The sequence below is a fragment of the Vallitalea pronyensis genome (genome assembly GCF_018141445.1).
In the GTDB taxonomy this organism is placed as follows: Bacteria; Bacillota; Clostridia; order Lachnospirales; family Vallitaleaceae; genus Vallitalea; species Vallitalea pronyensis.
Window position 1 is genome coordinate 3,051,781 of record NZ_CP058649.1, and the last position, 23,979, is coordinate 3,075,759.

Here is a 23,979-nt window from a genome sequence, read left to right on the forward strand (position 1 = left end):
AAGACTTTGAAAAAAGTTTTGATCGTTGGGGGTGGACCTTCAGGCATGATGGCAGCTATTATAGCTGCTCGTAATGGTTGTGAAGTCCACCTTTTTGAGAGAAATGAAAAATGTGGGAAAAAGTTATATATTACTGGAAAAGGTAGATGCAATATTACCAATGCATCGGATGTAGAGACTTTGTTACAGAACGTGCCATCCAACAATAAATTTTTGTACAGCGCCTTCTATACCCTTGATAGTTTTCAATTGATAGACTTTTTTCATGAATTAGGTCTAAAGACCAAGATTGAAAGAGGTAATCGGGTATTTCCTGAATCGGATAAGTCATCAGATGTGATTAGTGCCATGATGAGAGAGATGAAACGGTTAAGTGTTAACATCTATCTGGATACAAAGGTAAAGGACATTATCTTAACCGATCAAAGAGCAACAGGTGTACGTTTAGACAACCAATCCATGATTGAAGGTGACAGGGTAATCATTGCTACAGGTGGTTTATCCTATGCATCTACTGGGTCAACAGGTGATGGCTATGGGTATGCAAAAAAGGCAGGACATACCATAGTGGATACACACCCATCCTTAGTACCTTTGGAAATAAAGGAGGATTGGGTGAAGGACCTCCAAGGCTTGTCCCTTAAAAATATAAGGATCCACGTTTCAGCAGGTGACAAAAAAGTCTTTACGGGTTTTGGTGAGATGCTTTTTACACATTTTGGTGTTACAGGTCCTTTAATTTTATCATCAAGTAGGTATCTTATTCCATACCATAAACATAGACTTACATTAAGTATAGATTTGAAACCTTCTCTTGATGATGATACATTAGATAAACGCATCTTGAAAGACTTTCACAAATATCACAGAAAGCAATTTAAAAATGCACTCGATGACTTACTGCCAAAAACATTCATTCCTGTAATGATTAAGTTATCAGGTATACCATCCGATAAAAAAGTTGACCAGATATCAAAAGAAGAAAGGTTAAAGCTGGTCCATTTATTAAAAGGGCTAAATTGTCACATTACCCGTTCTAGAGGCTATAAAGAAGCCATTATTACTTGTGGTGGTGTCTCCACAAAAGAAATCAGCCCCACAACCATGGAATCTAAGAAGATAGAAGGGCTTTACTTCATAGGCGAAGTATTAGACCTAGATGCTTTAACAGGTGGATTCAATTTACAAATTGCTTTTTCAACAGCTTATTTAGCAGGGCTAGCAGTTAGTGAATAAGTTGTCAGTAAGTTGTAAACAAGTTGTAATAAAAATAACATAAATGAATGAGACAATAGAGGTGAACATAATGATTGCAATACGAGGCGCTATTACCGTTGAAACGAATACAAAAGAAAACATATTAAAGGAAACAAAAATATTATTGGAAGAGATTATTCGTAAAAATAATATAACCAATGACCAAATAGTATCGGTGATCTTTACTGCAACAAAAGATTTGACAGCAGCTTACCCTGCTGTTGCAGCAAGAGAACTTGGTATTGTTGGAGCAGCTATCTTATGCTTAAACGAAATGTATGTGGAGAACAGCTTAACCATGTGTCTTCGGGTTATGATTCAACTCAGTATTAATTTGCCCCAAGACCAAGCAAAGCATGTGTATCTAAAAGGGGCTAAGGTTCTACGACCTGATTTAGTTAACTAATATTTTGAATTGTGAAATTACAAAATTTCATAAAACTTAGTATTGACAGTTGGCTCAATACGGTTTATAGTTTATTATTGGTGATAATATTATTTCGGAGGTCATGTTGTGAGTAAAATCAACATTGCAATAGACGGTCCTGCAGGTGCAGGGAAAAGCACCATAGCCAAAAAAATTGCGAAAGCTTTAGAGATTATTTATGTGGATACTGGTGCTATGTATCGGGCATTTGGACTCTATTGTATACGCAATCAGATAGCTTTAGATGAGAAATCCCTTATAGACATATTAGATGATATCCATATCGGTATTCGGTTTGAAAATGGAGAACAGCAAGTGATACTTAATAATGAAGTTGTTAACGCATTCATTCGAGATGAAGCAGTAGGGAAAATGGCATCAAAAGTTTCTGCATTTAAGCAGGTGCGTTTGAAATTGGTGAACCTGCAACAAAAACTTGCTGAGAAAAAGAGCGTCGTTATGGATGGCAGAGATATAGGTACGTATGTACTTCCTCACGCTGATCTAAAGATATACTTAACGGCAAGTGTGGATGTCCGTGCAAAGAGACGTTTTGATCAGTTACAGAGAAAAGGTATTCACCAAGAGTATGAAGCCATAAAAGAAGACATAACAAAGCGTGATTATCGTGATATGAATCGAGCATTTGCACCCCTAAAAAAAGCAGATGGCGCAGTAGAAATTGATACATCTGTATTAACAATTGATGAGGTTGTTGACAAGATTTTACAATTGATAAAAACGTTATAATTCATGACGCTTAGGGTGTATTTTATGTTACCCTAAGCGCATCTTTAAATCGTTTCATCATGAAAGGGTAGATTTTATGCAAATTATTGTTGCCAAGTCTGCGGGTTTTTGTTTTGGCGTAGATAAAGCAGTTAAAACAGTATATGACCACATTAGCGATCAACCACTGTATACATATGGCCCAATTATTCATAATCCACAAGTTGTTAAAGATTTGGAAAATAAGGGCGTTCGTGTCGTTAACCATATAGATGAATTAGAACAAGCAGAAAAAGGTAATATGATTATTCGATCCCATGGTGTAGGTGAAGATGTTTACCAAGCTTTAGAAAAAGAAAGATTTCATATTATTGATGCCACATGTCCTTATGTAAAAAAAATTCATCGTATCATAAATGAATTTAGCAAAAAAGGTGATACTATTATTATTGTCGGTGATGCTAACCATCCTGAAATTATTGGGATTGAAGGTTGGAGTACCGTAAAACCTTTTATTGTTTCAACAAAAGAAGAAGCGAAAAACCTTGATATACCAATGGACAAGAGGTTATGTATTATTGCACAAACTACATTTAATCCAATAAAATTCAAAGAAATAATTGAAATATTTGTCCATAAAGGGTATCATGTAGATATAAAGAATACAATATGCACAGCGACAAAAGAACGTCAGGAAGAAGCTACCCAATTAGCAAAAAAAGCAGATAGAATGATTGTTATAGGTGGTAAAAACAGTTCGAATACACGTAAGCTGTACCAATTATGTAAGAATCAATGTGATAAAACTTATCATATTGAAACTATAGAAGATTTGGAGTTGCTTAAGGTTGGTAATGATGAAGTAATAGGAATTACAGCAGGAGCTTCAACTCCAAAGAACATTATTCAGGAGGTTATTACACATGTCAGAAGTACAGAGTTTTGAAGAAATGTTAGAAGAATCCCTAAAATCAATTCACAGGGGAGAAATAGTTGAAGGGACCGTTATAGATGTTAATGATAGTGAAGTATATGTTAATATTGGCTACAAATCTGACGGTATCATACCGAAGAGTGAATACTCCAACTACCCTGAAATTAATTTGAAGGAAGCAGTAAAAGCAGGCGACAAACTTCAAGTTAAAGTCTTACGCGTTAACGATGGAGAAGGTCAAGTATTATTAACTTATAAGCGAATATTAGCAGAGCAAGGTATTCGAAAAGTTGAAGAATACTACAAAAACAAAGATGAAATCACAGCTAAGGTATCTTTAGTACTTGCTGGTGGTTTAGTTGTCATTGTTGAAGAAGTTAGAATCTTTATTCCAGCTTCACTTGTTTCCGATGAATATGTAGAAAACTTGAATGATTTTAAGGGTAAAGAACTTACTTTTGTTATAACAGAATTTAACATGAAAAAAGGACGTATTATTGGTAACAGAAAGCAATTATTATTGGCTGAGAAACAAACTAAATTAAAAGAGACAATGGGTAAATTAGAAGTTGGTAAGGTTGTTAGCGGTCAGATTAAAAACGTAACAGATTATGGTGCGTTTGTTAATATTGAAGGTGTTGATGGTCTTATCCACATTTCACAAATGTCATGGGGACGTGTTAAGAAGCCAAGTGATGTGGTGAAAGTTGGTCAAGAAGTTAAAGTAAGAATTATCGGTATTGATGAAAACAAAAATAAAGTATCCTTATCTATGAAGTTTGATGAAGAAAACCCATGGAATGATGCTGCTACAAAATATGCTGTAGGTAATGTAGTTGATGGTACCGTTGCACGTATGACAGATTTTGGAGCATTTATTGAGTTAGAGCCAGGTGTGGACGCCTTATTACACGTTTCTCAGATTTCTAAGAAACATGTTGAAAAGCCATCGGATGCATTAAAGATTGGTGAAAAAATTACGTCAAAAGTTTTAGATTTTAATGAAGAAGCTAAAAAAATAAGTCTAAGCATCAAAGCTCTTGAAGAAGAGAAAGAGGAAGTAAAAGAGGAAGTAAAAGAAGAACCAGCCGTTGTAGAAATGAAAGAAGAACCTGTTGCAGCAGAAGTTGTAGAAGAAGAATCTGTTGTAGAAGAAGTGCAAGAGTAATACTTAGACCCAAAACATATAGAATTCACGGAAGCTGCAAAAGATATATTCATATTTTTTGTAGTTTTCTTTATAGAGGGATGAGTCTTGTGTGCCTTGCATTTTTTGAATGAGGGATACGCAACATCATGCAATTTCTTAACGACACGATAAAGGAGAGGATAGCCACATGATTAAAGATTACGAGGATTTTAAAGATGCCGTATTAAAACTATCAACTATCGATCTCAATGCTTATAAAGAACGCCAAATGAAAAGACGTATTGACTCACTCATTCGTAAAAATAATGCTAAGGATTATGAAGAGTTTGTACATATTTTAAAGACAGATCAAGCCATATATGAAGAGTTCATTAATTATTTAACCATTAATGTATCAGAATTCTATCGAAATCCTGCCCAATGGAAGGTCCTCGAGGAAGAGATTATACCCTATCTTCTGGAGAAATTTTCAGGTAGAAACTTAAAGATATGGAGTGCTGCATGTTCCACTGGCGATGAACCTTATTCATTAGCAATGCTTCTTGGTAAGTTCATGCCTCTTAGCCAGGTAAATATTATTGCTACAGATATTGATAAACAAGTTCTTGAAGCAGCAAAAACGGGTCTCTATAGAGAAAAAAGTCTTTCTGGATTACCAGAAGACTTTAAACGCAAATATTTTAAACAAAATGGAGCATCTTTTCAGATTACTGACACCATTAAAAAGTGCATTACGTTCAAACAGATGAATTTATTAAAAGATGCCTATCCAACAGGTTGTGACCTTATTGTTTGTCGTAATGTATTGATTTATTTTACAGATGATGCCAAACACCAAATTTACAGAAAGTTTAATGGTGCTCTTAAAAAAGATGGCATACTATTTGTGGGAAGTACAGAGCAGATTATAGGTTCTGGGCAGTATAAATTAACGTCCCTTCGGTCCTTTTTCTACCGAAAAGATGACGATCTTTTATAAATGCCGAAGAAAGATAAAACATAGTTTTTTAAGCAAATGATCATTAGATAATAAATCCTCATGATAGAGTACATATGTGGTAGCATCTTTTCTTGAACGGTGAAAAACACGTACATCATCTAAACGGTTCGTATGCACGAGGGGTATGAAAATACCTCTTTTTTTAATGTAGCATGTATCCTTGGTGGCTTTGATACGGTTGCTCGTATGGATATACTTAGCTACCTGCTTGTGCATGGCTTGATCCTCAGAGGGTATGTAATAATAATCCTTATAGGCCTCAAAATAGTATTTTAACTCTTCTTCTAATAGAGGGATATGTAATGTAATCTTATCCTCATTTACTTCAATATGATAGTGCTTATGCTTATAGGTATACTTAAAAGGAAACAATGGGGATAGCCTTAATTGTATAACAAGAACCTGCTCAACAACCTTACAATCATAAAGGATATAATCCTCATAGGATGTTTTTATGTGATGATACAATTGTATAGGTGAAAGCAGCTTCGTCATATGTACAAGTGAGGTGATGTCTTCTTCATTATGTAGGAGAAGATGGTTTTTGATTGTTTTATCCTTAGAAGCCATAAATTGCAGGAACTGTTCAATCAGTTCGCTGCCTGAATAAGGATCATTTCGATGAATCCCTAAATACTTTTCTACTGTTTTTAAACGACAGTTTTCTAGCCCTAGGATGTGTTTACATGGGCGTATATGTTTGTAGAGATCACAATGTATATAATCATTGCCATCAAAAGTTAAATGATAACATTTAGCTTTTTTTGATATAAAAGGAATATCAAATGTAGACCCATTAAAATGGACTAATTGTCTATAACCCTGACTTAACTGGATAAAGTTAAATAAAAGGGTATATTCGTCGTGGTCTTCTTCAGCTAACCATTGTGTCAGATAAACCTGATGATCTTCAATATAAACACACCCAATTAGATAGACCATATTTTTTCGATAGGAAAAACCTGTGGTTTCAATATCAAAAAAGAGGCGTGTTTCTATATCTTCAAACTGATTGTATAAATGACTTGTATCCATCTGTAGCTTTCTCTTAACCGTAATCATCTGTATCCCTCAACTTCTAAATCGATTATGACATATATGGTTTATAATAATTGTATTATAAGTTAATAGAGAGATAGAATCAATAGGTATTCTTTTATGTTTGCAGGGCAATTGATTGACCTATTATGGTGTTTTCATGATTCATCTTCTTAAGTTTGTAGATCAGGTTAGGGTGGAGGGCTTGTACCCCTTTTCTCTTTTTTAGCATATTATATAGTAAGAAAGAGAAAGGAGGACAAGTTATGGATTACTCGACAATAACGTTGATACCTATCGTAGCAGGAGTTGGAGAAACCCTGAGAATTGCTGGTATACCGTGTAAATATGTACCATTTATTAATCTTGCAGTAGGTTTAGTAATCGGGATGATTATCTGTAATACCGATTTAGGAGGTTGTGCTATTGAAGGTTTATATGTTGGATTAGGGGCTTCTGGACTCACCAGATCAAGTCAGGAGGTCAACTGCATGTTGCATAATCGACAATGTCGATTAGAAGACAAACCCAAAAAGAGAAAACTAAAGAAAAAATAATATTTAAATTTAGTCAAGTAGATGCGGAACAACAGTTGAAAAATTATCTGTATTTATGTACAATACTATATGTATCAATTTGTAGAAAACTGGTTGAACAGTTTAATCATATATGATGAGATTAGCATTTAAAATGGTTTAATATTAAATATTGGAGGCATTAATGCATGAAAAAGAAAATAGATGTACCCATAGAAGAAAGCATCCGTCAAAAACAAATTATGGACAAACTATCTGTCTATATTAAGGGTAAAAAACTTAAATATCACCTTTCAACTTTTGGTTGTCAAATGAATGCTCATGATTCAGAGAAATTAAAAGGGATTCTAGAAGAAATTGGTTATGAAGCAACAGACCAAGAATCGGATGCTGATTTTGTCATATATAACACATGTTGTGTACGAGAAAATGCAGAATTAAAAGTATATGGTCGGCTTGGGTCACTGAAGCACAATAAAAAAAATAACCCTAACATGCTCATAGCACTATGTGGTTGTATGATGCAACAAGACGCAGTGATTTCAAAAATAAAGCAAACCTATCGCCATGTGGATATTTTATTTGGAACACATAACCTATACAAGTTAGCTGAATTAATCCAAACGCGTCTGGATACAGGTAAGATGGTAATCGATATATGGGATAATCACAAAGAAATTGTAGAAGATTTGCCTAGTATACGTAAATTTGATTTTAAAGCAAGTGTGAACATCATGTTTGGATGTAATAATTTCTGTACTTATTGCATCGTACCCTATGTGCGGGGAAGAGAAAGAAGTCGAAAGCCAGAAGACATTCTGAAAGAAATACAAGAATTAGTTGCAGATGGTGTAGTGGAGATAACATTACTGGGACAAAATGTGAATTCCTATGGAAAAAGTTTGGACAAACCTATGTCTTTTGCAGCGCTTATTCAAGCCATTGAAAAGATAGAGGGACTTAAGCGTATTCGTTTTATGACATCCCATCCAAAAGATTTATCCGACGAGCTTATTGATGTTATTCGAACGTCTAAGAAGTTAAGTGACCATATACATTTGCCCTTTCAATCAGGAAGTACTAGGTTGCTTCAGAAGATGAATCGCCGTTATACCAAAGAGCAATATTTAGAATTGGTTAGAAAGATTAAAGAAGCTAATCCAAATGTTGCACTAACAACGGATATTATCGTTGGATTTCCAGGTGAAACAGAGGAAGATTTTGAAGAAACGCTGGATGTGGTTCGACAAGTGATGTTTGATAATGCTTTTACATTTATTTATTCGAAACGTACAGGTACACCTGCTGCTACCATGGAAGGACAAGTTCCTGAAGAGGTGACAAAAGAGCGTTTTAATCGTTTATGTGATTTGATGAATGAAGTAGCCGCAAAACGCAGTGGGTTAAAAGTAGGACAAGTTGAGGATGTTCTAGTGGAACAAGTGAACCGTCAGGATGATAGTCTTGTAACAGGACGTATTAGCAGCAACCATATTGTACACCTAAAGGGTACAAAAGTCTTAATTGGTAAGATTGTGCCTGTTACAATTGTAGAGAATAAGACCTACTACCTTTTAGGAGAAAGCATCCAACAAGCATAAGGAAAAGCCACATAAATAATATAAACAATAGAATCATATTTTCTTATAATAAAATAGAACTATGGATAGTAAACATAAACACGCCATATGTTTACATCGTATCATGAAAAGAGGTTACAAATGAAGAAAAAATTATCACCGATGATGCAACAATATATGGATATTAAAAAACACCATCAAGACTGTATCATGTTCTTTCGTATGGGAGATTTCTATGAGATGTTTTTCGATGATGCTATAACAGCATCAAGGGAATTGGGCATTACCTTAACAGGAAGGGATTGTGGACAAGAAGAGCGTGCACCCATGTGTGGTGTACCTCATCATTCTTCTGAAAACTATATCAATAAGCTGATAAACAAAGGTTACAAAGTAGCCATCTGTGAACAAGTTGAAGATGCTAAGCAGGCAAAGGGTATTGTTAAAAGAGATGTGGTACGTATTGTCACCCCTGGAACCAATCTGAATATGCAGTCCCTTGATGAGACCAAGAATAATTACTTGATGAGTATCTATTATCACAAAGGATGTTATGGTATAGCATTTGTGGATATTACCACAGGTGATTTCTTCGTAACAGAAGTAACAGAACATCGAAAGCTGATGGATGAGATTGCAAAATTTTCACCATCAGAAATTATCTGCAATGCAATAGTTGGTGATCAAGCAGAGATGGTGGATGAGATCAAAAACCGTTTTCATGCTTATGTAAATGTGGAAGAGGAATGGTATTTTGACTATGATCGTTCAGAAAATAAAGTAAAAGAACAGTTCCATATTGGTACCATTGATGGTCTTGGCATGAAAGACTATACGTCAGGTGTATCCGCTGTAGGAGCATTACTTGAATATCTGTATAATACACAAAAGAGTTCCATTGACCATATTACCAAGTTAACACCCTATTTAGCTGACTCTTATATGATGATTGACCTATCCTCCAGGCGAAACCTTGAGCTGGTGGAAACCTTAAGAGAAAAGGAACGCAGAGGATCACTCCTATGGGTCCTTGATAAAACCAAAACAGCAATGGGGTCAAGACTTCTAAGGAAATGGATTGAACAACCCTTGGTATCCAAGGACCAGATTGAAGGGCGTTTGGATGCCATAGAAGAGTTGATACATAAGCCCATGGTACGTGAAGAATTAAAAGAGTTTTTAGGTCCTATCTATGATTTAGAGCGTCTTATGAGTAAGATTAGTCTTAAGACAGCAAATTGCCGGGATTTAATCGCATTCAAAACGTCCTTGGAGATGTTGCCCTTTATTAAGAAACTGCTTCAAGAAACAGGAACAGCCTATTTAAACCAGATTAAAGATACATTTGATGATCTAAGTGACCTTTTTGACCTCATTGAGAAAGGTATTGTCGATGAACCGCCTATTTCAGTAAAAGAAGGAGGCATTATCAAGACAGGTTATCATCCCCAAGTGGATAAACTCCAAGAAGCATGTACCCGTGGCAAGCAGTGGATAGCCGAATTAGAAGCCAAGGAAAAAGACTTAACGGGCATTAAGAACCTAAAAATTAAATTCAACAAAGTATTTGGTTATTATATTGATGTGACCAGATCTAACTTAAATTTAGTACCAGAACGCTATGTAAGAAAACAGACTCTGGCTAATTCGGAGAGGTACATCACACCGGAGCTAAAAGAAATGGAAAATACCATTCTAGGGGCAGAGGAAAAGATAGTTGCTCTTGAATATGAACTGTTCGTTGAACTTAGACATAAAATTGGGGCAGAAGTAGGGCGGATTAAGGAGACAGCTTACCGTGTTGCCATCTTAGACGTGATTACATCCCTGTCAGAAGTTGCAACAAGAAACCAATACACCCGACCTTCCCTTAATACAGAAGGGGTTATCGATATAAAAGACGGCCGCCATCCTGTTGTGGAAAAAATGATGAATAACGATATGTTTATCCCTAATGATACGTTTCTCAATCAAGAAAAAAGCCGCTTTTCCATTATTACAGGCCCTAATATGGCAGGTAAATCCACATATATGCGGCAAGCAGCCCTTATTGTGTTGATGGCTCAGATTGGCAGTTTTGTGCCAGCAGGGGAAGCACATATCGGTATTGTTGATCGGATATTCACCCGAGTTGGTGCATCCGATGACCTAGCTTCTGGTCAGAGTACATTTATGGTGGAGATGACGGAAGTCGCCAATATTCTCCGTAATGCTACCAAGAACAGCTTACTGATCCTTGATGAGATTGGTAGAGGGACCAGTACCTTTGACGGGCTTAGCATTGCATGGTCTGTAGTGGAATACATTGTCAATAAGCATAAAATTGGTGCGAAGACCTTGTTCGCAACCCATTATCATGAATTAACAGAGCTTGAGGGCACTGTGGATGGTGTGGAGAACTACTGTATAGCCGTGAAAGAAAAAGGAGAAGACATTATCTTCCTAAGAAAGATTATGAAAGGGAATGCAAACAACAGCTACGGTATACAAGTAGCCAAATTAGCAGGTGTACCCATGGAAGTAATACGTCGTGCACAAGTATTGCTATCCGAGTTAAGTGACGCAGATATTACCAAGAACGCAGAGCGAATTGCTGAAAACAGTTTGGCTGCTGAGATTGCTGTAACCAATATGACACAAAATGAAGATAGAATAGAACCCATATATAAAGAAGAAGTGCAGCAAGAACAACTTATACATAAAGAGCCTGAAGAACAAGTAAAAGAACCTATTCAATTAGGCTTGTTTGATATGAACAGTGAGCACAGTGCGTTAATTGAGGAATTACAGGAACTAAATATCGTAGAGATGACACCAATGGATGCCCTCAATAAGCTCTATGCCTTACATAAAAAAGCCTTATCCTAGTTAAGGAGGTCGGTTAAATGCCAGAAATTAAGTTACTGGACCAACATACCATAAACAAAATTGCCGCTGGGGAAGTCGTCGAAAGACCAGCATCCGTTGTCAAAGAGCTTGTGGAGAATGCTATTGATGCAGGAGCTAGTGCTATTACCGTTGAAATAAAGGAAGGTGGAATATCCTTTATCCGTATAACAGACAATGGTATAGGTATCCCTAAAAAAGATATACAAACTGCGTTTGTACGTCATTCGACCAGTAAAATAAAATCCATAGAAGATTTGATGACCGTATCTTCACTTGGTTTTCGCGGTGAGGCCTTGGCCAGCATTGCCGCCGTTTCTCAAATAGAAGTGATTACCAAAACCTATGATGATTTGACGGGTATTCGTTACGTGATTGAAGGTGGTCAGGAAATGTCCATGGAGGAAATTGGATGCCCAGAAGGGACGACGATCATCATTAAAAACTTATTTTATAACACCCCTGCACGAAAAAAGTTTCTAAAGAAACCCGCTACAGAAGGGGCTCATATTAGTGAGTTCGTCAATAAATTGGCACTAGGCCATATGGGTATATCCTTTAAATTTATCTATAATAACGCCATAAAATTACATACTTCCGGTAATAATGTACTTAAGGATTGTATTCTGAATGTGTATGACAAAGAAATCGTGAAAAACATCATGCCTTTTGCTGTGGAAGGTCATGATTTTGATATCCATGGCTTTATCGGAAAACCACAATTGTGTCGAGCCAATCGAACTTATGAGACTTACTATATCAATGGCCGGTATGTAAAGAGCAAGCTGATGATGAGAGCTATTGAGGATGGCTATAAGACAAAGTTGACAGTTCATAAATACCCTTTTGTGGTATTGCATATGCAGATTAATCCGGACTTAATTGATGTGAATGTTCATCCGAATAAGATGGAAATACGTTTTCACAATGAGATGGAAATCTATGAGGTGATTAAAAATGGTATTCATCAACATCTTCGCCAAGTGGATCTCATTCCAGAAGTGCCTTTTGATAAACCCAAAACAGGATCTGACGGAAGAACTTACGATAAGCGCCTTCCAGAACCATTTGAACATAAACGAAGACAGCAATCCAGTCAAACGGCAAATATACAAACACCGATACATGACCGTAAACAAGACATACAGACACCTATGCCAGTTGCTAATAAAGAACACTTTCATACCACACAATCTTCAAATATGAGCAGTATTAAGGAGCAGACCCCTGATTATCCAAAGGCTAACGATCTTAAGAAGCCATTACACAAGACTACTATGGATGGTCACATCAAACAAAATGCGGTTATTGGGAATCGTAAAGCACTTGATCAACTGGACCAAGTATATGTGGGAGAAAAATCGGTACAGCAAAAACAGGTACAAATACATGAGCAATCAGAAGACAAGACCCATCAGATACCCAATGAGCAAGGGTTATTATTTGATGCTAAACTGGTGGATAAAAAGACCCTCAAACATCATAAAATCATAGGACAATTATTCAATACCTATTGGATTGTAGAATTAGAAGGAAAATTCTATTTCATTGATCAACACGCAGCTCACGAAAGGGTTCTCTATGAACGACTGATGGATGAATTAGCCCATTCTGGGGTAATGTCTCAAGGCTTGTTGCAACCACTCATAATTCACGTATCCATGAAAGAAATTCAGCTTATTAAAGATTACATGGAAGTCTTTCAGGAGTTGGGTTTTGAAATTGAACCTTTTGGGAAAGATGCTTATGCCATTAGGAGTGTGCCTTATATCTTTACCAAGTCGCTAACAGCAGATCAATTTTTAGACATATTGGATGGGCTGGATGATCATTATAAACAGGATAAATACAAAGTTATTCTAAAAGATGTAGCTACCATGGCTTGTAAAGCCGCAGTTAAGGCCCATGATAGGTTATCCCTAGTGGAATATGAGAAATTATTTGATGAACTATTATCCCTTGAGAATCCTTATACTTGTCCCCATGGACGACCAACCATTATATCCATGACCCAATATGAACTAGAAAAGAAATTTAAGCGAATACAGTAAGACCAAGGAGTGATATACCATGAAGAAGCCGTTAATTGTTATCGCTGGACCCACTGCGGTAGGTAAGACCAGTTTATCCATTAACCTAGCGAAAAGCATAGGTGGTGAAGTGATATCGGCTGATTCCATGCAGGTGTACAAGTATATGGACATTGGAACAGCTAAGGTGACGGAAGAGGAAGCAGCGGGCATAAAGCATTATTTAGTGGATACCCTTAATCCAGATGAAGATTTTAGTGTGCATATATTTCAAAAGTTGGCAAAAGACAGCATGGAGAGAATTAGAGAAAATGGCAAGATACCCATTTTAGTAGGCGGAACGGGCTTTTATATTCAGTCGTTAATCTATGATATCACATTTGATGATACAACAAAGGATATGGCTTACAGGAAAGAACTTGAACAATTGGCTTGTGAAAAAGGTAACAATTATGTTCATGAGATGCTAAAAGCTATTGATCCAGCTTCCTATGAGAAAATTCATGCCAATAATCTAAAACGCATCATTCGAGCATTGGAATATTATCGTGATACAGGTGAACCCATTTCTGTTCATAATGAAAAGGAGAGGAGAAAGACTTCTCCATATAATCTATTATTCTATGTACTAACCATGGATAGACCCTTACTCTATGAACGTATTGATTATCGCGTTGACAGAATGATTGAGGATGGGTTGGTTAATGAAGTAAAGCAATTAAAAGACATGGGCTATTCAAGAAACTTAGTATCCATGAAAGGATTAGGTTACAAAGAAATCTATGGGTACTTGGATGGGGAATATGACCTAGATGAAGCCATTTATATTTTAAAGCGTGATACAAGACATTTTGCTAAACGTCAGTTAACATGGTTTAAAAGGGAAAAAAATGTACGATGGATACATGTGGATGATTATAATATGCAGACAGAAGTAATTTTAAAGAAAATACTAAAAGATGTTGAAGAAATGGGAATAATATAATACAATAGTATTAGAAACCTATAAAATTAGCAATGCACATATGAATAGATATTTGGTTTAATATCCTATAAATAAAATACATTGGGGGGCGATAAGATGAGTAAACCAATTAATTTACAAGATTTGTTTCTAAATCAAGTAAGAAAAGATAAGACGACAGTTGTCGTATATTTAACGAATGGATTTCAATTAAAAGGTTATGTAAAAGGTTTTGATAACTTTATTGTGATCTTAGAAACAGAAGGAAAACAGCAAATGATATATAAGCATGCTATATCCACAGTTATTCCTTCAAGAGAAGTATCTCTTAGTGTTGACGACTAAAAGGATTGAGTGAATGACAGATTTATCACAAAAGATGTATCAAGAGCTGGGTATAGATAACAGGGTTTATGTATACTGTAAACACATTGAACAAGGGTTAAGAGAAAGGTTTGACAGCATAGAGGATGTAGCAGAATGTAACCAATTAAAAGTCCTTACAGCCATGCAAAGGCACCAAGTAAGCGATGTTCATTTTGCTGCTACAACTGGATATGGTTATAATGATCTCGGTCGAGAAACATTAGAAAGTGTATATGCTTCTGTATTTCATACAGAAGCTGCTTTAGTCAGACCACAACTTATATCCGGTACCCACGCTTTAACCATTGCTTTATCCGGTAATCTTAGGCCAGGTGATGAAATATTATCACCTGTGGGTAAACCCTATGATACATTAGAAGAAGTAATTGGTATAAGAGAAACAAAAGGCTCACTTAAAGAGTATGGTATAACCTATCGACAAGTTGAGTTATTAGAAGATGGACAGATTGACTATGATGGTGTAAAAGCGGCAATAGGACCTCAAACAAAGCTGGTTACCATTCAGCGGTCAAAAGGTTATGACACACGTCCCACCCTCTCTGTGAAGCAAATAGGTGAGATTATCGCTTTTGTAAAAACAATTAAACAAGATGTAATCTGTATGGTGGATAACTGCTACGGTGAGTTTGTGGATACCATAGAACCAACAGAAGTTGGTGCAGATATGGCAGTAGGTTCTCTGATTAAGAATCCTGGAGGTGGATTAGCACCTATAGGAGGGTATATTGTAGGTACCGAAACATGTATTGAGCATGCCGCTAATCGTTTAACAGCTCCTGGACTTGGTAAAGAAGTAGGTGCAACCCTTGGTCTTAATCAAGCCTTTTTTCAAGGTCTTTTCATGGCACCTCAAGTTGTAGCAGGTGCGTTAAAAGGAGCTATTTTTGCAGCCACAGTATTTGATACATTAGGTTTCAGTGTCTTGCCAGATGCTCACGAACCTCGTCATGATATTATCCAAGCCATTGAACTGGGTTCCCCTGAAAGTGTCATTGCTTTTTGTCAAGGCATACAAGCTGCTGCTGCTGTAGACAGTTATGTTGTGCCTGAACCATGGGCTATGCCGGGTTATGATTCAGAAGTGATTATGGCTGCCGGGGCATTTGTACAGGGCTCATCCATTGAACTCAGTGCTGACGCTCCCATCAAACCACCTTATACGGTGTTTTTTCAAGGGGGTTTATCTTGGCACCATGCAAAGTTTGGTGTTATGAAAGCTTTACAAAAAATGCTCGATACAGGATGTGTCACATTATCGTCAGCACCTGAATATAGTAAATCATAAAAGTGCTTTGTCACTTGAAGATACGGTAATCAATAGGAAATGAAACGTGTTGGTGCTATTTCCTAAGTTAGAGAATTGAAGAATTCTCTTTACAACAAGGTTTCATGTATATCCTACATGGGGCTTTTATATAAAGTGTACTGGCTTAGGCTGGTACACTTTTTATAGTGAAGGATGAATTTGAGAGAACTCAAGGGCGAAACTTAATGATAATTTAATATATATAAAGATAAATTTTAATAAATCTTTTGTATCATTTAAAAGAAGCTTAAATTTGTGTATGATAAATACATAGGAATTAATAAGCATTATACTTCTCATAGATTATAGGAGCTAAAATAAAGAAGTGAAGGAAGGTACAATAAACATGAATGAGGAAGCCATGAAGGACGTTATACAGCGTATTCGTCAGGTCGAAGATGAAATAGCTAAGGGGATTATTGGTCAAAAGGAAATCATAAGACAAGTGCTATTGGGGATTTTTACAGGTGGCAATATTTTGTTGGAAGGTGTTCCAGGACTGGGTAAAACCCAATTGGTAAAAACCTTGTCAAAGGTCCTTGATTTATCGTTTTCAAGAATCCAGTTTACACCAGATTTAATGCCAGCAGACGTTGTTGGTACCAATATGTTTATGGAAGATAACCATGGGAAAGGGTATTTTCAATACCAGCAAGGACCTATATTTGCTCATCTTGTCTTAGCAGATGAAATTAACCGGGCAACACCTAAAACACAATCGGCTATGTTAGAAGCCATGCAGGAAATGACCGTTACCGTGGGTAACACAACATATGAATTGCCCAAACCATTTATTGTACTAGCTACCCAGAACCCCATTGAGATGGAAGGGACTTATCCTCTACCAGAAGCTCAGATGGATCGTTTTATGTTCAAGACATTAGTTAAATTTCCTACCCTTGACGAGTTATCAGAAATCATGGACTTAACAGTTGAGGAGCATGGGAGTGAACCTCAGAAGATCATGGATGGTGAAGATATCCTTCAGATTAGGACCTATATAAGGCAAGTACCAGTTGCTAAATATGTAAAAGAGTATGCACTTAAACTGGTTGTTGCGACTCATGGCAATATGGCTGAAGCACCCGACATGACAAAAAAATATCTAAAGTATGGAGCAGGTCCACGTGCTGCTCAGAGCATCTTAAAAGCGGCTAAAGCCAATGCCCTATTAGAAGGTCGTTATAACGTATCTTTTGACGATATCAAATATGTCGCCCTACCATGTCTTAGACACCGACTTCTTCTCAATTTTGAAGCGTTAGCAGATGGTATCGACGCTGATGGTTTTATTGCCCAGCTATTACAAGCTATCAAAGCATAAGCTATATCAAAGTTTAGTATAGCGTCTTACAATGTTGAATCCATATTCACTAGGAGCGAAATGATGAACGAACAAATATTTACATCCGATTTTTTAAATAAACTAGAGCGCTTATCGGTGCATGTTACGGCGTTAATGAGTCATGGAGGAGCAGGCAATCGCAAATCCAAGGCTAAAGGTATGTCTGTGGAGTTTTCAGATTACCGAAAATATGTACCTTCTGATGACTTTCGTCGTATTGATTGGCATGCTTATGGGCGATTCAAGAAATTATATGTGAAACTTTTTATGGAGGAAAAAGAAGCGATTATTCGCTTATTCATAGATAATAGCAAATCCATGTCTTATGGGGGAAAGGACATGATGGCACTGCGGTTGGCAGGAGCGTTCTCTTATCTGGCCCTTAATCATTTGGACAAGGTACTGTTAAATCCCCTTCATGCAGGCGAGGAAAATGTCTTTTTGGGACAAGGCAAACATGCTTTCGGACATTATATGCATTACCTAGAAAGGATATCATTTCAGGGTGCTTCTTCACGCTTGGATAACATAAAACGTATGCATGTCCAGGGGAGTGGTCTTAGTATCATTATATCGGATTTTTTTATAGAAGATGAGATGGAGGACATTGTGAAATTCTTACGTTACAAACGTCAACAGGTCTTATTGCTTCATGTCTTATCCGAAGAAGAGTTAAACCCCCAGTTAGATGGTCGTTTGAAACTAACAGACAGTGAAACCGGTGAAGAAAAAAATCTCATGATGACGCCTCAACTACTTAGTAAATATCAGCTTGCATTAGATAAGTTTCAGCATCACATGAAAGATATCAGTTATAAATATGATGCACATTATGTTTCTGTCAATGCAAGGGACTCTATTGAGAAGATTATTTTAGAAGAGTTATTAGGAAGTTTTGTAACACTATAAAAGATTACATAAGGTGGAGAATACTATGCATGTAAATGATAGAGGTACTATCTACTATGGAACGGATATAAAATACATTGAAGAACTTGATAAAGAAGGATTAACCAAGCCAAGATGCAGAGATGAACAGTATATTTCAGTATCAATTTCAGGCTATAAGTCTGCTATACCGATCACCCATCCTGAACTGATTGACATGGCAAGGGTTTATTCTCAAGAAATGCAGATATGTACTTTAAAGGACCAAAAGCTATATTTTAAAACAGGTTATGAAAATACTTTGACTTACATAGAAGGATTTGGACCAAACCCAAGTCAATATTTGAAAAGCTATTATGGGTTAGTTGTGAATAACAGAACAGCAAATACAATGACAGCGGTACTTAACCACAGCGCTCATGAAGCCTTAGTTCAACCAGAGAAAGCTCGAACATTTGAATATATGTCTTCTGCTTTACATGGTTTTATAGCACATATAGTACCTGATATGATTGAAGGTTGGATTGTTCCCGAACAAAGATATCATTCTATTAATGAATTAATGGATAAAGGGAAAATAAGAAGATTAAAATTATGGAAGGATACTGATTTTAAGCCTATCCAATATGATATGGGTAGAAAAGTTATGTATGGTTTGTTTCCAACAAATATTGACATGTATGTGAGACATATTAGTCGTAATAAATATTATGCGCAAACACGCATTAATCATTTAAAAAGCATATTAAGGTTATTTTCTGATATTAATTGGCATATGCCTTTGGATAAATTAGAGCAGCAACTAGAGGCTTGGCTACATAAACATAAAGATAGTATTATCTGGAACAGTGAAGAACAATGCTATCTATGGAATTAAATTTTCAACTTTTGAGGTCTAAGAGGGATGTGTCGTTATGCGTTTTGGTAATCCGTATGCTTTATGGGGGCTTTTGTCCATTCCTATAATCATACTCATGTATATATTAAAACAGAATTTTGAAGAAAAGAAAGTTGCCAGTACCTTTCTCTGGGATATGGCAACGAAGGATGATGAGGTGCAAACACCTTGGCAAAGGTTAAGGAAGAATATCTTGATGATTTTACAGATTCTAATGGCTATTCTTCTTGTTGGTGCATTGGCTCAACCCTACCTGTATCAAGAAAATGAGGTAGGTGAAGCGGAGATTATTGTCATGGACACAAGTGCCAGTATGAATGCAGTCTACGATCAGAATATGTCACGATTAGCACATGCTAAAAAGTCAGCCAGTAATCGGGTTAAAGACTTAATAGATGGTACACCTGTTACGCTCATCACTGTTGGAAACAATGTCAATCTTATTGTATCTGGAAGCGATGATAAAGAAAGTGTTTTGAAAGCCATAAAAGCAATAAAACCGTCTTATGGGGCAGAGAAAATTGTGGATCATATACCTTTTATTCGTTCCATAGCAGAGAGCTTTGAAGCCTATGGTATTAGGGTGTATACAGATACAAGTATAGAGGATGAACAGGTGTATACGGAGATTATTAACCAGCCAGATACAAATGTAAGCCTTGACTATATGTCAACCCATAGACAAGAAAATGATGCCATTGAAGTACTTGCTAAGGTAACAAATCGTTACAAAAAGAATGCAACGGTTCATTTGCAGCTATTTACAGAAGATGATCAACTGCTAAAAGGACAAGAAATAACCTTAGGGCCAAGGGAAAGCAAAAGTATTTTCTTAGATGGTATCACTTATAATGGGGACATTATTTATGGTGAAATACAAGAAAAAGATTTAATCATAGAAGATAATAAACGGTACAGTATCTTGAATAAAGAACAAACGAAGAGAGTATTATTGGTCACAGAAGGTAACATATTTCTAGAAAAAGGTATCTTGGCAACAGGACGTTATGAGTTATATAAAACCAATACAGCTGACATGACGGAAGATACCTATGATCTCTATATATTTGATGGTATAAGACCTGTAAGTATTCCATCTGAAGGTCATCTGATGTTTGTGAATATACCGGAAGTAGAAGGTTATTATACAACAGAGGCTGCTAAAAAAAGTGGTCTTGTATCCTTTGAGGAGCACCCTATCACCAAATATATCATGAAGGAACAGTTTGTGGCTTCTGCCTATTCACCTATTGGTATGCATGGGGATATGCAGCCTATAGCTGGTGTGGGTGGTCAGCCGATCATGGCCATTGGGCAAATAGATGGCAGGAAATATAGTATCTTGTCTTTTGCTATTCATAATAGTGATTTCCCAGTTAGTATGAGTTTTCCAGTAGTTATGGACCGGCTGTTAGGACACTTGTTAGGTGATGGATCAGAACAAGTTACCAAGTATTTTGCAGGTGATCGTATTGCTTTTGAACCACTAAGCACAACAAAAACAGCTCATATACTTGATCCGGAGAATAAAAAAACAAATCTGGCCATTCAATATCCCACGACGTATTATGATGAAACCCAGGCATTAGGCCTTTATAGACTGGTTCAAGAGAATCATGAACAAGAAAAGAAAATAGATGTCATAGCCGTAGGTTATCACACCCGATTAGAATCGGACATTGAAGAAGTGGTGAGTGTTCAGGAGAAACAAGAGACAAAGGGCACTAATCGTAGAGAGCAGAAGACAGATTTTATAAAACTGTTTATTGTGATGGCTCTGATGGTTTCGTTATATGAGTGGAAAAAATATGTTAAAGGTTAGAGGTGTCACATGAGGATTGAATTTACGAGGGCATGGCTGCTGTTATTGTATCCCTTGATGTTGGGAATAGTCATCTTTCTTTCAAGAAAATATCATACGAATAAAGTTAAGAAATATCTTATCTTAACCATACGGGGAATTTTTCTATTATGCCTGATATTGGCTTTAGCAGATATGTCCATTGTTAACATGTCAAAGGATACAACGACGATCTTCTTATCGGATTTATCTAACAGTGTTTCAGGCAATGAAGAGGATATGAAGCAATTTATTCTGGAGGCAATGCAAAGTAAACAGGAGGAAGACCGTGTAGCCTCTGTTGTTTTTGGAAAAGATGTGGAATTAGAAGGGGAGGTAACAGATAACCTTACAGGGAACATTCTTGACAGTCCCATTAACACTTCCCATACAGATATTGAACAAGGGCTTGTTAAAAGCATGACCATGATGCCAAAAGACACCAATAAACGGATTGTCTTGCTGACAGATGGAAAAGAAAACAAAGGCGATGTGGGTACACTTGTTCATGCCATAAAGGAACAAAAAATTGATATTAAGGTAAAATTATTAGAATCGCAGATAAACGATGAGGTTTATGTGGACAGCTTCTATATACCTCAAAAAGTTAATCTAGGGGAGCAGTTTCAAGTGCATATGGATATATATGCTACTGTGGACACAGAAACAAAAGTAACCCTCATAGCAGATGGAGAAAAGCTGGTGACAGAAACCATGTCCCTTAACCAAGGGTCAAACAAATATGTGTTGCACGATACCGCTAAGAAAATGGGTTTTGTCAACTATGAGTTATTGATTGAGCCAGTCCATGATACCATGACCATCAATAACAGCTACTCCGCCTATACATTGGTGGAAACCAGTCCAAAGATTCTTATATTGTATGATGAAGAGAATGATGCAGTACAGTTAGAAAAAATAGCAGATAGTCTGGGCCTTGAATATGACAGCATGGCCAGTCATACTGCACCAACCCAACTGGAAAACTTGTTAACCTATAAAAGTATTATGTTGTGTAATGTATCAGCAGATAAGTTGGACAATGGCTTTCTTGAACAATTAGAACATTACGTGAAAGATTTTGGGGGCGGTATGGTGGCTGTAGGCGGAGAGAATGCCTTTGCCCTTGGTGGTTACTATAAAACCCCATTAGAGACGGTTCTGCCTGTGAACATGCATATGCGCGGCATAAAAGATAAACCATCAGTTGCCATGATGCTTGTGATTGATAAATCCGGCAGTATGGCAGGTATTAATCTCAAGCTTGCCAAAGAAGCGGCTGTAAGAACCCTTGACGTATTAGAAGATCGAGATGAGATTGGTGTGGTAGCCTTTGATGATAAAGCTTATAATGTGGTTGATCTCCAAAAGGCTGAAAACCGTGAAAGTATACAAGAAAGCATCCTAGGTATTCAGCAAGGTGGTGGTACATCCATACTTCCTGCCCTAAGAGAAGCTTATGAGAAACTTTCCCTTAGCAAAGCTGAAATTAAGCATGTTATCTTACTCACAGATGGTCAAGCAGAAAATACAGGCTATGAAGGTTTACTTACCAACATGAATGACAATAAAATAACCTTATCAACGGTTGGTATTGGTTCAGATACGGATATTGGATTGTTGAGTTACTTGGCATCCTCAGGTAATGGACGTTTTTATCTCACCAAGGATGGTCTCAGCATTCCCCGTATATTTGCAAAAGAAGCATTTTTAGCCACACGCACATACTTAAATAACATGACGTTTACCCCAGAAATCACATCGTATCACAGTATTTTATCCAGTGTATATGATGAAGGTTTACCACCGTTACATGGTTATGTAGGTACATCACCAAAAGACGCAGCAACGGTATTATTGACAAGCCCGGTGAAAGACCCTATACTGGTATCTTGGCAATATGGACTAGGGAAAACAGTAGCCTGGACTTCTGATTTATCGGGTCAATGGAGTCGTGAGTATAATGCATGGGGGCGTAACCACATCCTCTGGCAGAATATCATCCATTACACCATCGAGAATTACTCCAGAGAACCCATTGAGTTGGAGAGTACTCTTAAGGATGGTGAAGTAGAAGTAACCTTAACCACATCAGGTGAAGATGACCAGTTACTGGACACATCCGTTCAGGTACAAACGCCTTCCAATAAAAACATAACCCTTAACCTAGAGCCTGTTAGAAAGGGCGTTTATCGAGGTCGTTTTTTACCAGATGAAATAGGGTCTTATATGTTAAAAGGTGTTCAAAAAGATGAAGAACAAGTATTAGCAACGGGTTTAGGTGGCATCACAGTGCCTTACTCAGAAGAATATAAAGTTGCTAAGGCTACCACCTTTAAGCATTTTGTTGATCAAGTAGGTGGCGCATACATTCAACGTGCCGAAGACGTATTTGGTCCTTTGGATCATCCAGTGAAGAGCAAAAAGAGTGTGGTTAATGGACTTCTCATCATGGCTATGATCATTTGGATCGTGGATATCGCCATGCGAAGACTCAATGTGATGACGAAGCTTCAACGACGCATCGTTGCCCCTATGAGTCGTGGCATAGGTTATATATACCGTAAGGCCATAGGAAGTAATAGACAAAAAAATAAAAAGGTTATGGACCATGATAATAAAAGTCATAAACCTGTTGAAGTTATTGAGCAACAAATAAAAAGTCATGAAAAAGACAACCTATCAAAAAAGAATTCCAAACCATCCAAGTCCAAGGAGGCACAGCAAGCATCCGGTGGACTGAATACGGATCAACTTTTAGGTAGTTTAAATAAGAAGAAATAG

At 36.9% G+C, this 23,979-nt stretch carries 19 protein-coding genes; 18 read left to right on the plus strand and 1 reads right to left on the minus strand.

The window, feature by feature from the left end; translation table 11 throughout:
• The first annotated feature begins 6 nt into the window (after positions 1 to 6).
• The 6 genes from HZI73_RS12735 to HZI73_RS12760 all read left to right on the plus strand — a co-directional run bounded on the left by HZI73_RS12735 (position 7) and on the right by HZI73_RS12760 (position 5,476).
• Positions 7 to 1,236, plus strand: coding sequence for a BaiN/RdsA family NAD(P)/FAD-dependent oxidoreductase (locus HZI73_RS12735; RefSeq protein ID WP_330619743.1), 1,230 nt, complete (start codon positions 7 to 9; stop codon positions 1,234 to 1,236).
• A gap of 70 nt (positions 1,237 to 1,306) precedes the next feature.
• Positions 1,307 to 1,663, plus strand: coding sequence for a chorismate mutase (gene aroH, locus HZI73_RS12740; RefSeq protein WP_212698597.1), 357 nt, complete (start codon positions 1,307 to 1,309; stop codon positions 1,661 to 1,663).
• A 108-nt stretch (positions 1,664 to 1,771) separates the two neighbouring features.
• Positions 1,772 to 2,434, plus strand: coding sequence for a (d)CMP kinase (cmk, locus tag HZI73_RS12745; protein WP_212698598.1), 663 nt, complete (start codon positions 1,772 to 1,774; stop codon positions 2,432 to 2,434).
• A 76-nt stretch (positions 2,435 to 2,510) separates the two neighbouring features.
• Complete coding sequence (gene ispH / locus HZI73_RS12750; RefSeq protein WP_212698599.1) at positions 2,511 to 3,359, plus strand: 4-hydroxy-3-methylbut-2-enyl diphosphate reductase; 849 nt, start codon at positions 2,511 to 2,513, stop codon at positions 3,357 to 3,359.
• On the plus strand, positions 3,337 to 4,515 hold the full coding sequence (gene rpsA, locus HZI73_RS12755; protein ID WP_212698600.1) for a 30S ribosomal protein S1: 1,179 nt from the start codon (positions 3,337 to 3,339) through the stop codon (positions 4,513 to 4,515). Before ispH ends, rpsA begins: the two co-directional genes overlap by 23 nt.
• A 169-nt stretch (positions 4,516 to 4,684) precedes the next feature.
• Entirely contained in the window at positions 4,685 to 5,476 is a 792-nt protein-coding gene (locus HZI73_RS12760) for a CheR family methyltransferase (RefSeq protein ID WP_212698601.1), read from the plus strand.
• Here the strand turns inward: HZI73_RS12760 and HZI73_RS12765 are convergent.
• Complete coding sequence (locus HZI73_RS12765) at positions 5,471 to 6,532, minus strand: ribonuclease H-like domain-containing protein (protein ID WP_212698602.1); 1,062 nt, start codon at positions 6,530 to 6,532, stop codon at positions 5,471 to 5,473. The genes HZI73_RS12760 and HZI73_RS12765 overlap by 6 nt on opposite strands.
• A 269-nt stretch (positions 6,533 to 6,801) precedes the next feature.
• Here HZI73_RS12765 and HZI73_RS12770 point away from each other — a divergent pair, with 269 nt between their 5' ends.
• The 12 genes from HZI73_RS12770 to HZI73_RS12825 all read left to right on the plus strand — a co-directional run bounded on the left by HZI73_RS12770 (position 6,802) and on the right by HZI73_RS12825 (position 23,979).
• On the plus strand, positions 6,802 to 7,092 hold the full coding sequence (locus tag HZI73_RS12770) for a hypothetical protein (RefSeq protein WP_212698603.1): 291 nt from the start codon (positions 6,802 to 6,804) through the stop codon (positions 7,090 to 7,092).
• A gap of 167 nt (positions 7,093 to 7,259) precedes the next feature.
• Positions 7,260 to 8,672 (plus strand): tRNA (N6-isopentenyl adenosine(37)-C2)-methylthiotransferase MiaB, encoded by a 1,413-nt coding sequence (gene miaB / locus HZI73_RS12775; RefSeq protein ID WP_212698604.1) that lies wholly within the window; start codon positions 7,260 to 7,262, stop codon positions 8,670 to 8,672.
• A gap of 120 nt (positions 8,673 to 8,792) precedes the next feature.
• Positions 8,793 to 11,519, plus strand: a complete 2,727-nt coding sequence (gene mutS / locus HZI73_RS12780) for a DNA mismatch repair protein MutS (protein WP_246552496.1) — start codon at positions 8,793 to 8,795, stop codon at positions 11,517 to 11,519.
• A 17-nt stretch (positions 11,520 to 11,536) separates the two neighbouring features.
• The gene (gene mutL / locus HZI73_RS12785; protein WP_212698605.1) at positions 11,537 to 13,588 is read left to right on the plus strand and encodes a DNA mismatch repair endonuclease MutL; all 2,052 of its coding nucleotides are present in this window, start codon (positions 11,537 to 11,539) and stop codon (positions 13,586 to 13,588) included.
• A gap of 19 nt (positions 13,589 to 13,607) precedes the next feature.
• On the plus strand, positions 13,608 to 14,552 hold the full coding sequence (gene miaA / locus HZI73_RS12790; RefSeq protein ID WP_212698606.1) for a tRNA (adenosine(37)-N6)-dimethylallyltransferase MiaA: 945 nt from the start codon (positions 13,608 to 13,610) through the stop codon (positions 14,550 to 14,552).
• Positions 14,553 to 14,648: 96 nt separating this feature from the next.
• A complete protein-coding gene (gene hfq, locus HZI73_RS12795; protein ID WP_212698607.1) occupies positions 14,649 to 14,876 on the plus strand; it encodes an RNA chaperone Hfq in 228 nt (75 codons plus the stop codon).
• Between the two features lie 13 nt (positions 14,877 to 14,889).
• Positions 14,890 to 16,203, plus strand: a complete 1,314-nt coding sequence (locus tag HZI73_RS12800) for a methionine gamma-lyase family protein (RefSeq protein WP_212698608.1) — start codon at positions 14,890 to 14,892, stop codon at positions 16,201 to 16,203.
• Between the two features lie 382 nt (positions 16,204 to 16,585).
• On the plus strand, positions 16,586 to 17,548 hold the full coding sequence (locus HZI73_RS12805) for an AAA family ATPase (protein WP_246552497.1): 963 nt from the start codon (positions 16,586 to 16,588) through the stop codon (positions 17,546 to 17,548).
• Positions 17,549 to 17,608: 60 nt separating this feature from the next.
• On the plus strand, positions 17,609 to 18,478 hold the full coding sequence (locus tag HZI73_RS12810; RefSeq protein ID WP_212698610.1) for a DUF58 domain-containing protein: 870 nt from the start codon (positions 17,609 to 17,611) through the stop codon (positions 18,476 to 18,478).
• 25 nt (positions 18,479 to 18,503) lie between these two features.
• Positions 18,504 to 19,334: a hypothetical protein gene (locus HZI73_RS12815; protein ID WP_212698611.1), complete on the plus strand. Its 831-nt coding sequence runs from the start codon at positions 18,504 to 18,506 to the stop codon at positions 19,332 to 19,334.
• Between the two features lie 37 nt (positions 19,335 to 19,371).
• A complete protein-coding gene (locus HZI73_RS12820) occupies positions 19,372 to 21,177 on the plus strand; it encodes a vWA domain-containing protein (RefSeq protein WP_212698612.1) in 1,806 nt (601 codons plus the stop codon).
• Between the two features lie 9 nt (positions 21,178 to 21,186).
• Positions 21,187 to 23,979 carry a VWA domain-containing protein gene (locus HZI73_RS12825; protein WP_212698613.1) on the plus strand — a complete coding sequence of 931 codons (2,793 nt, stop codon included), beginning with the start codon at positions 21,187 to 21,189 and terminating at the stop codon, positions 23,977 to 23,979.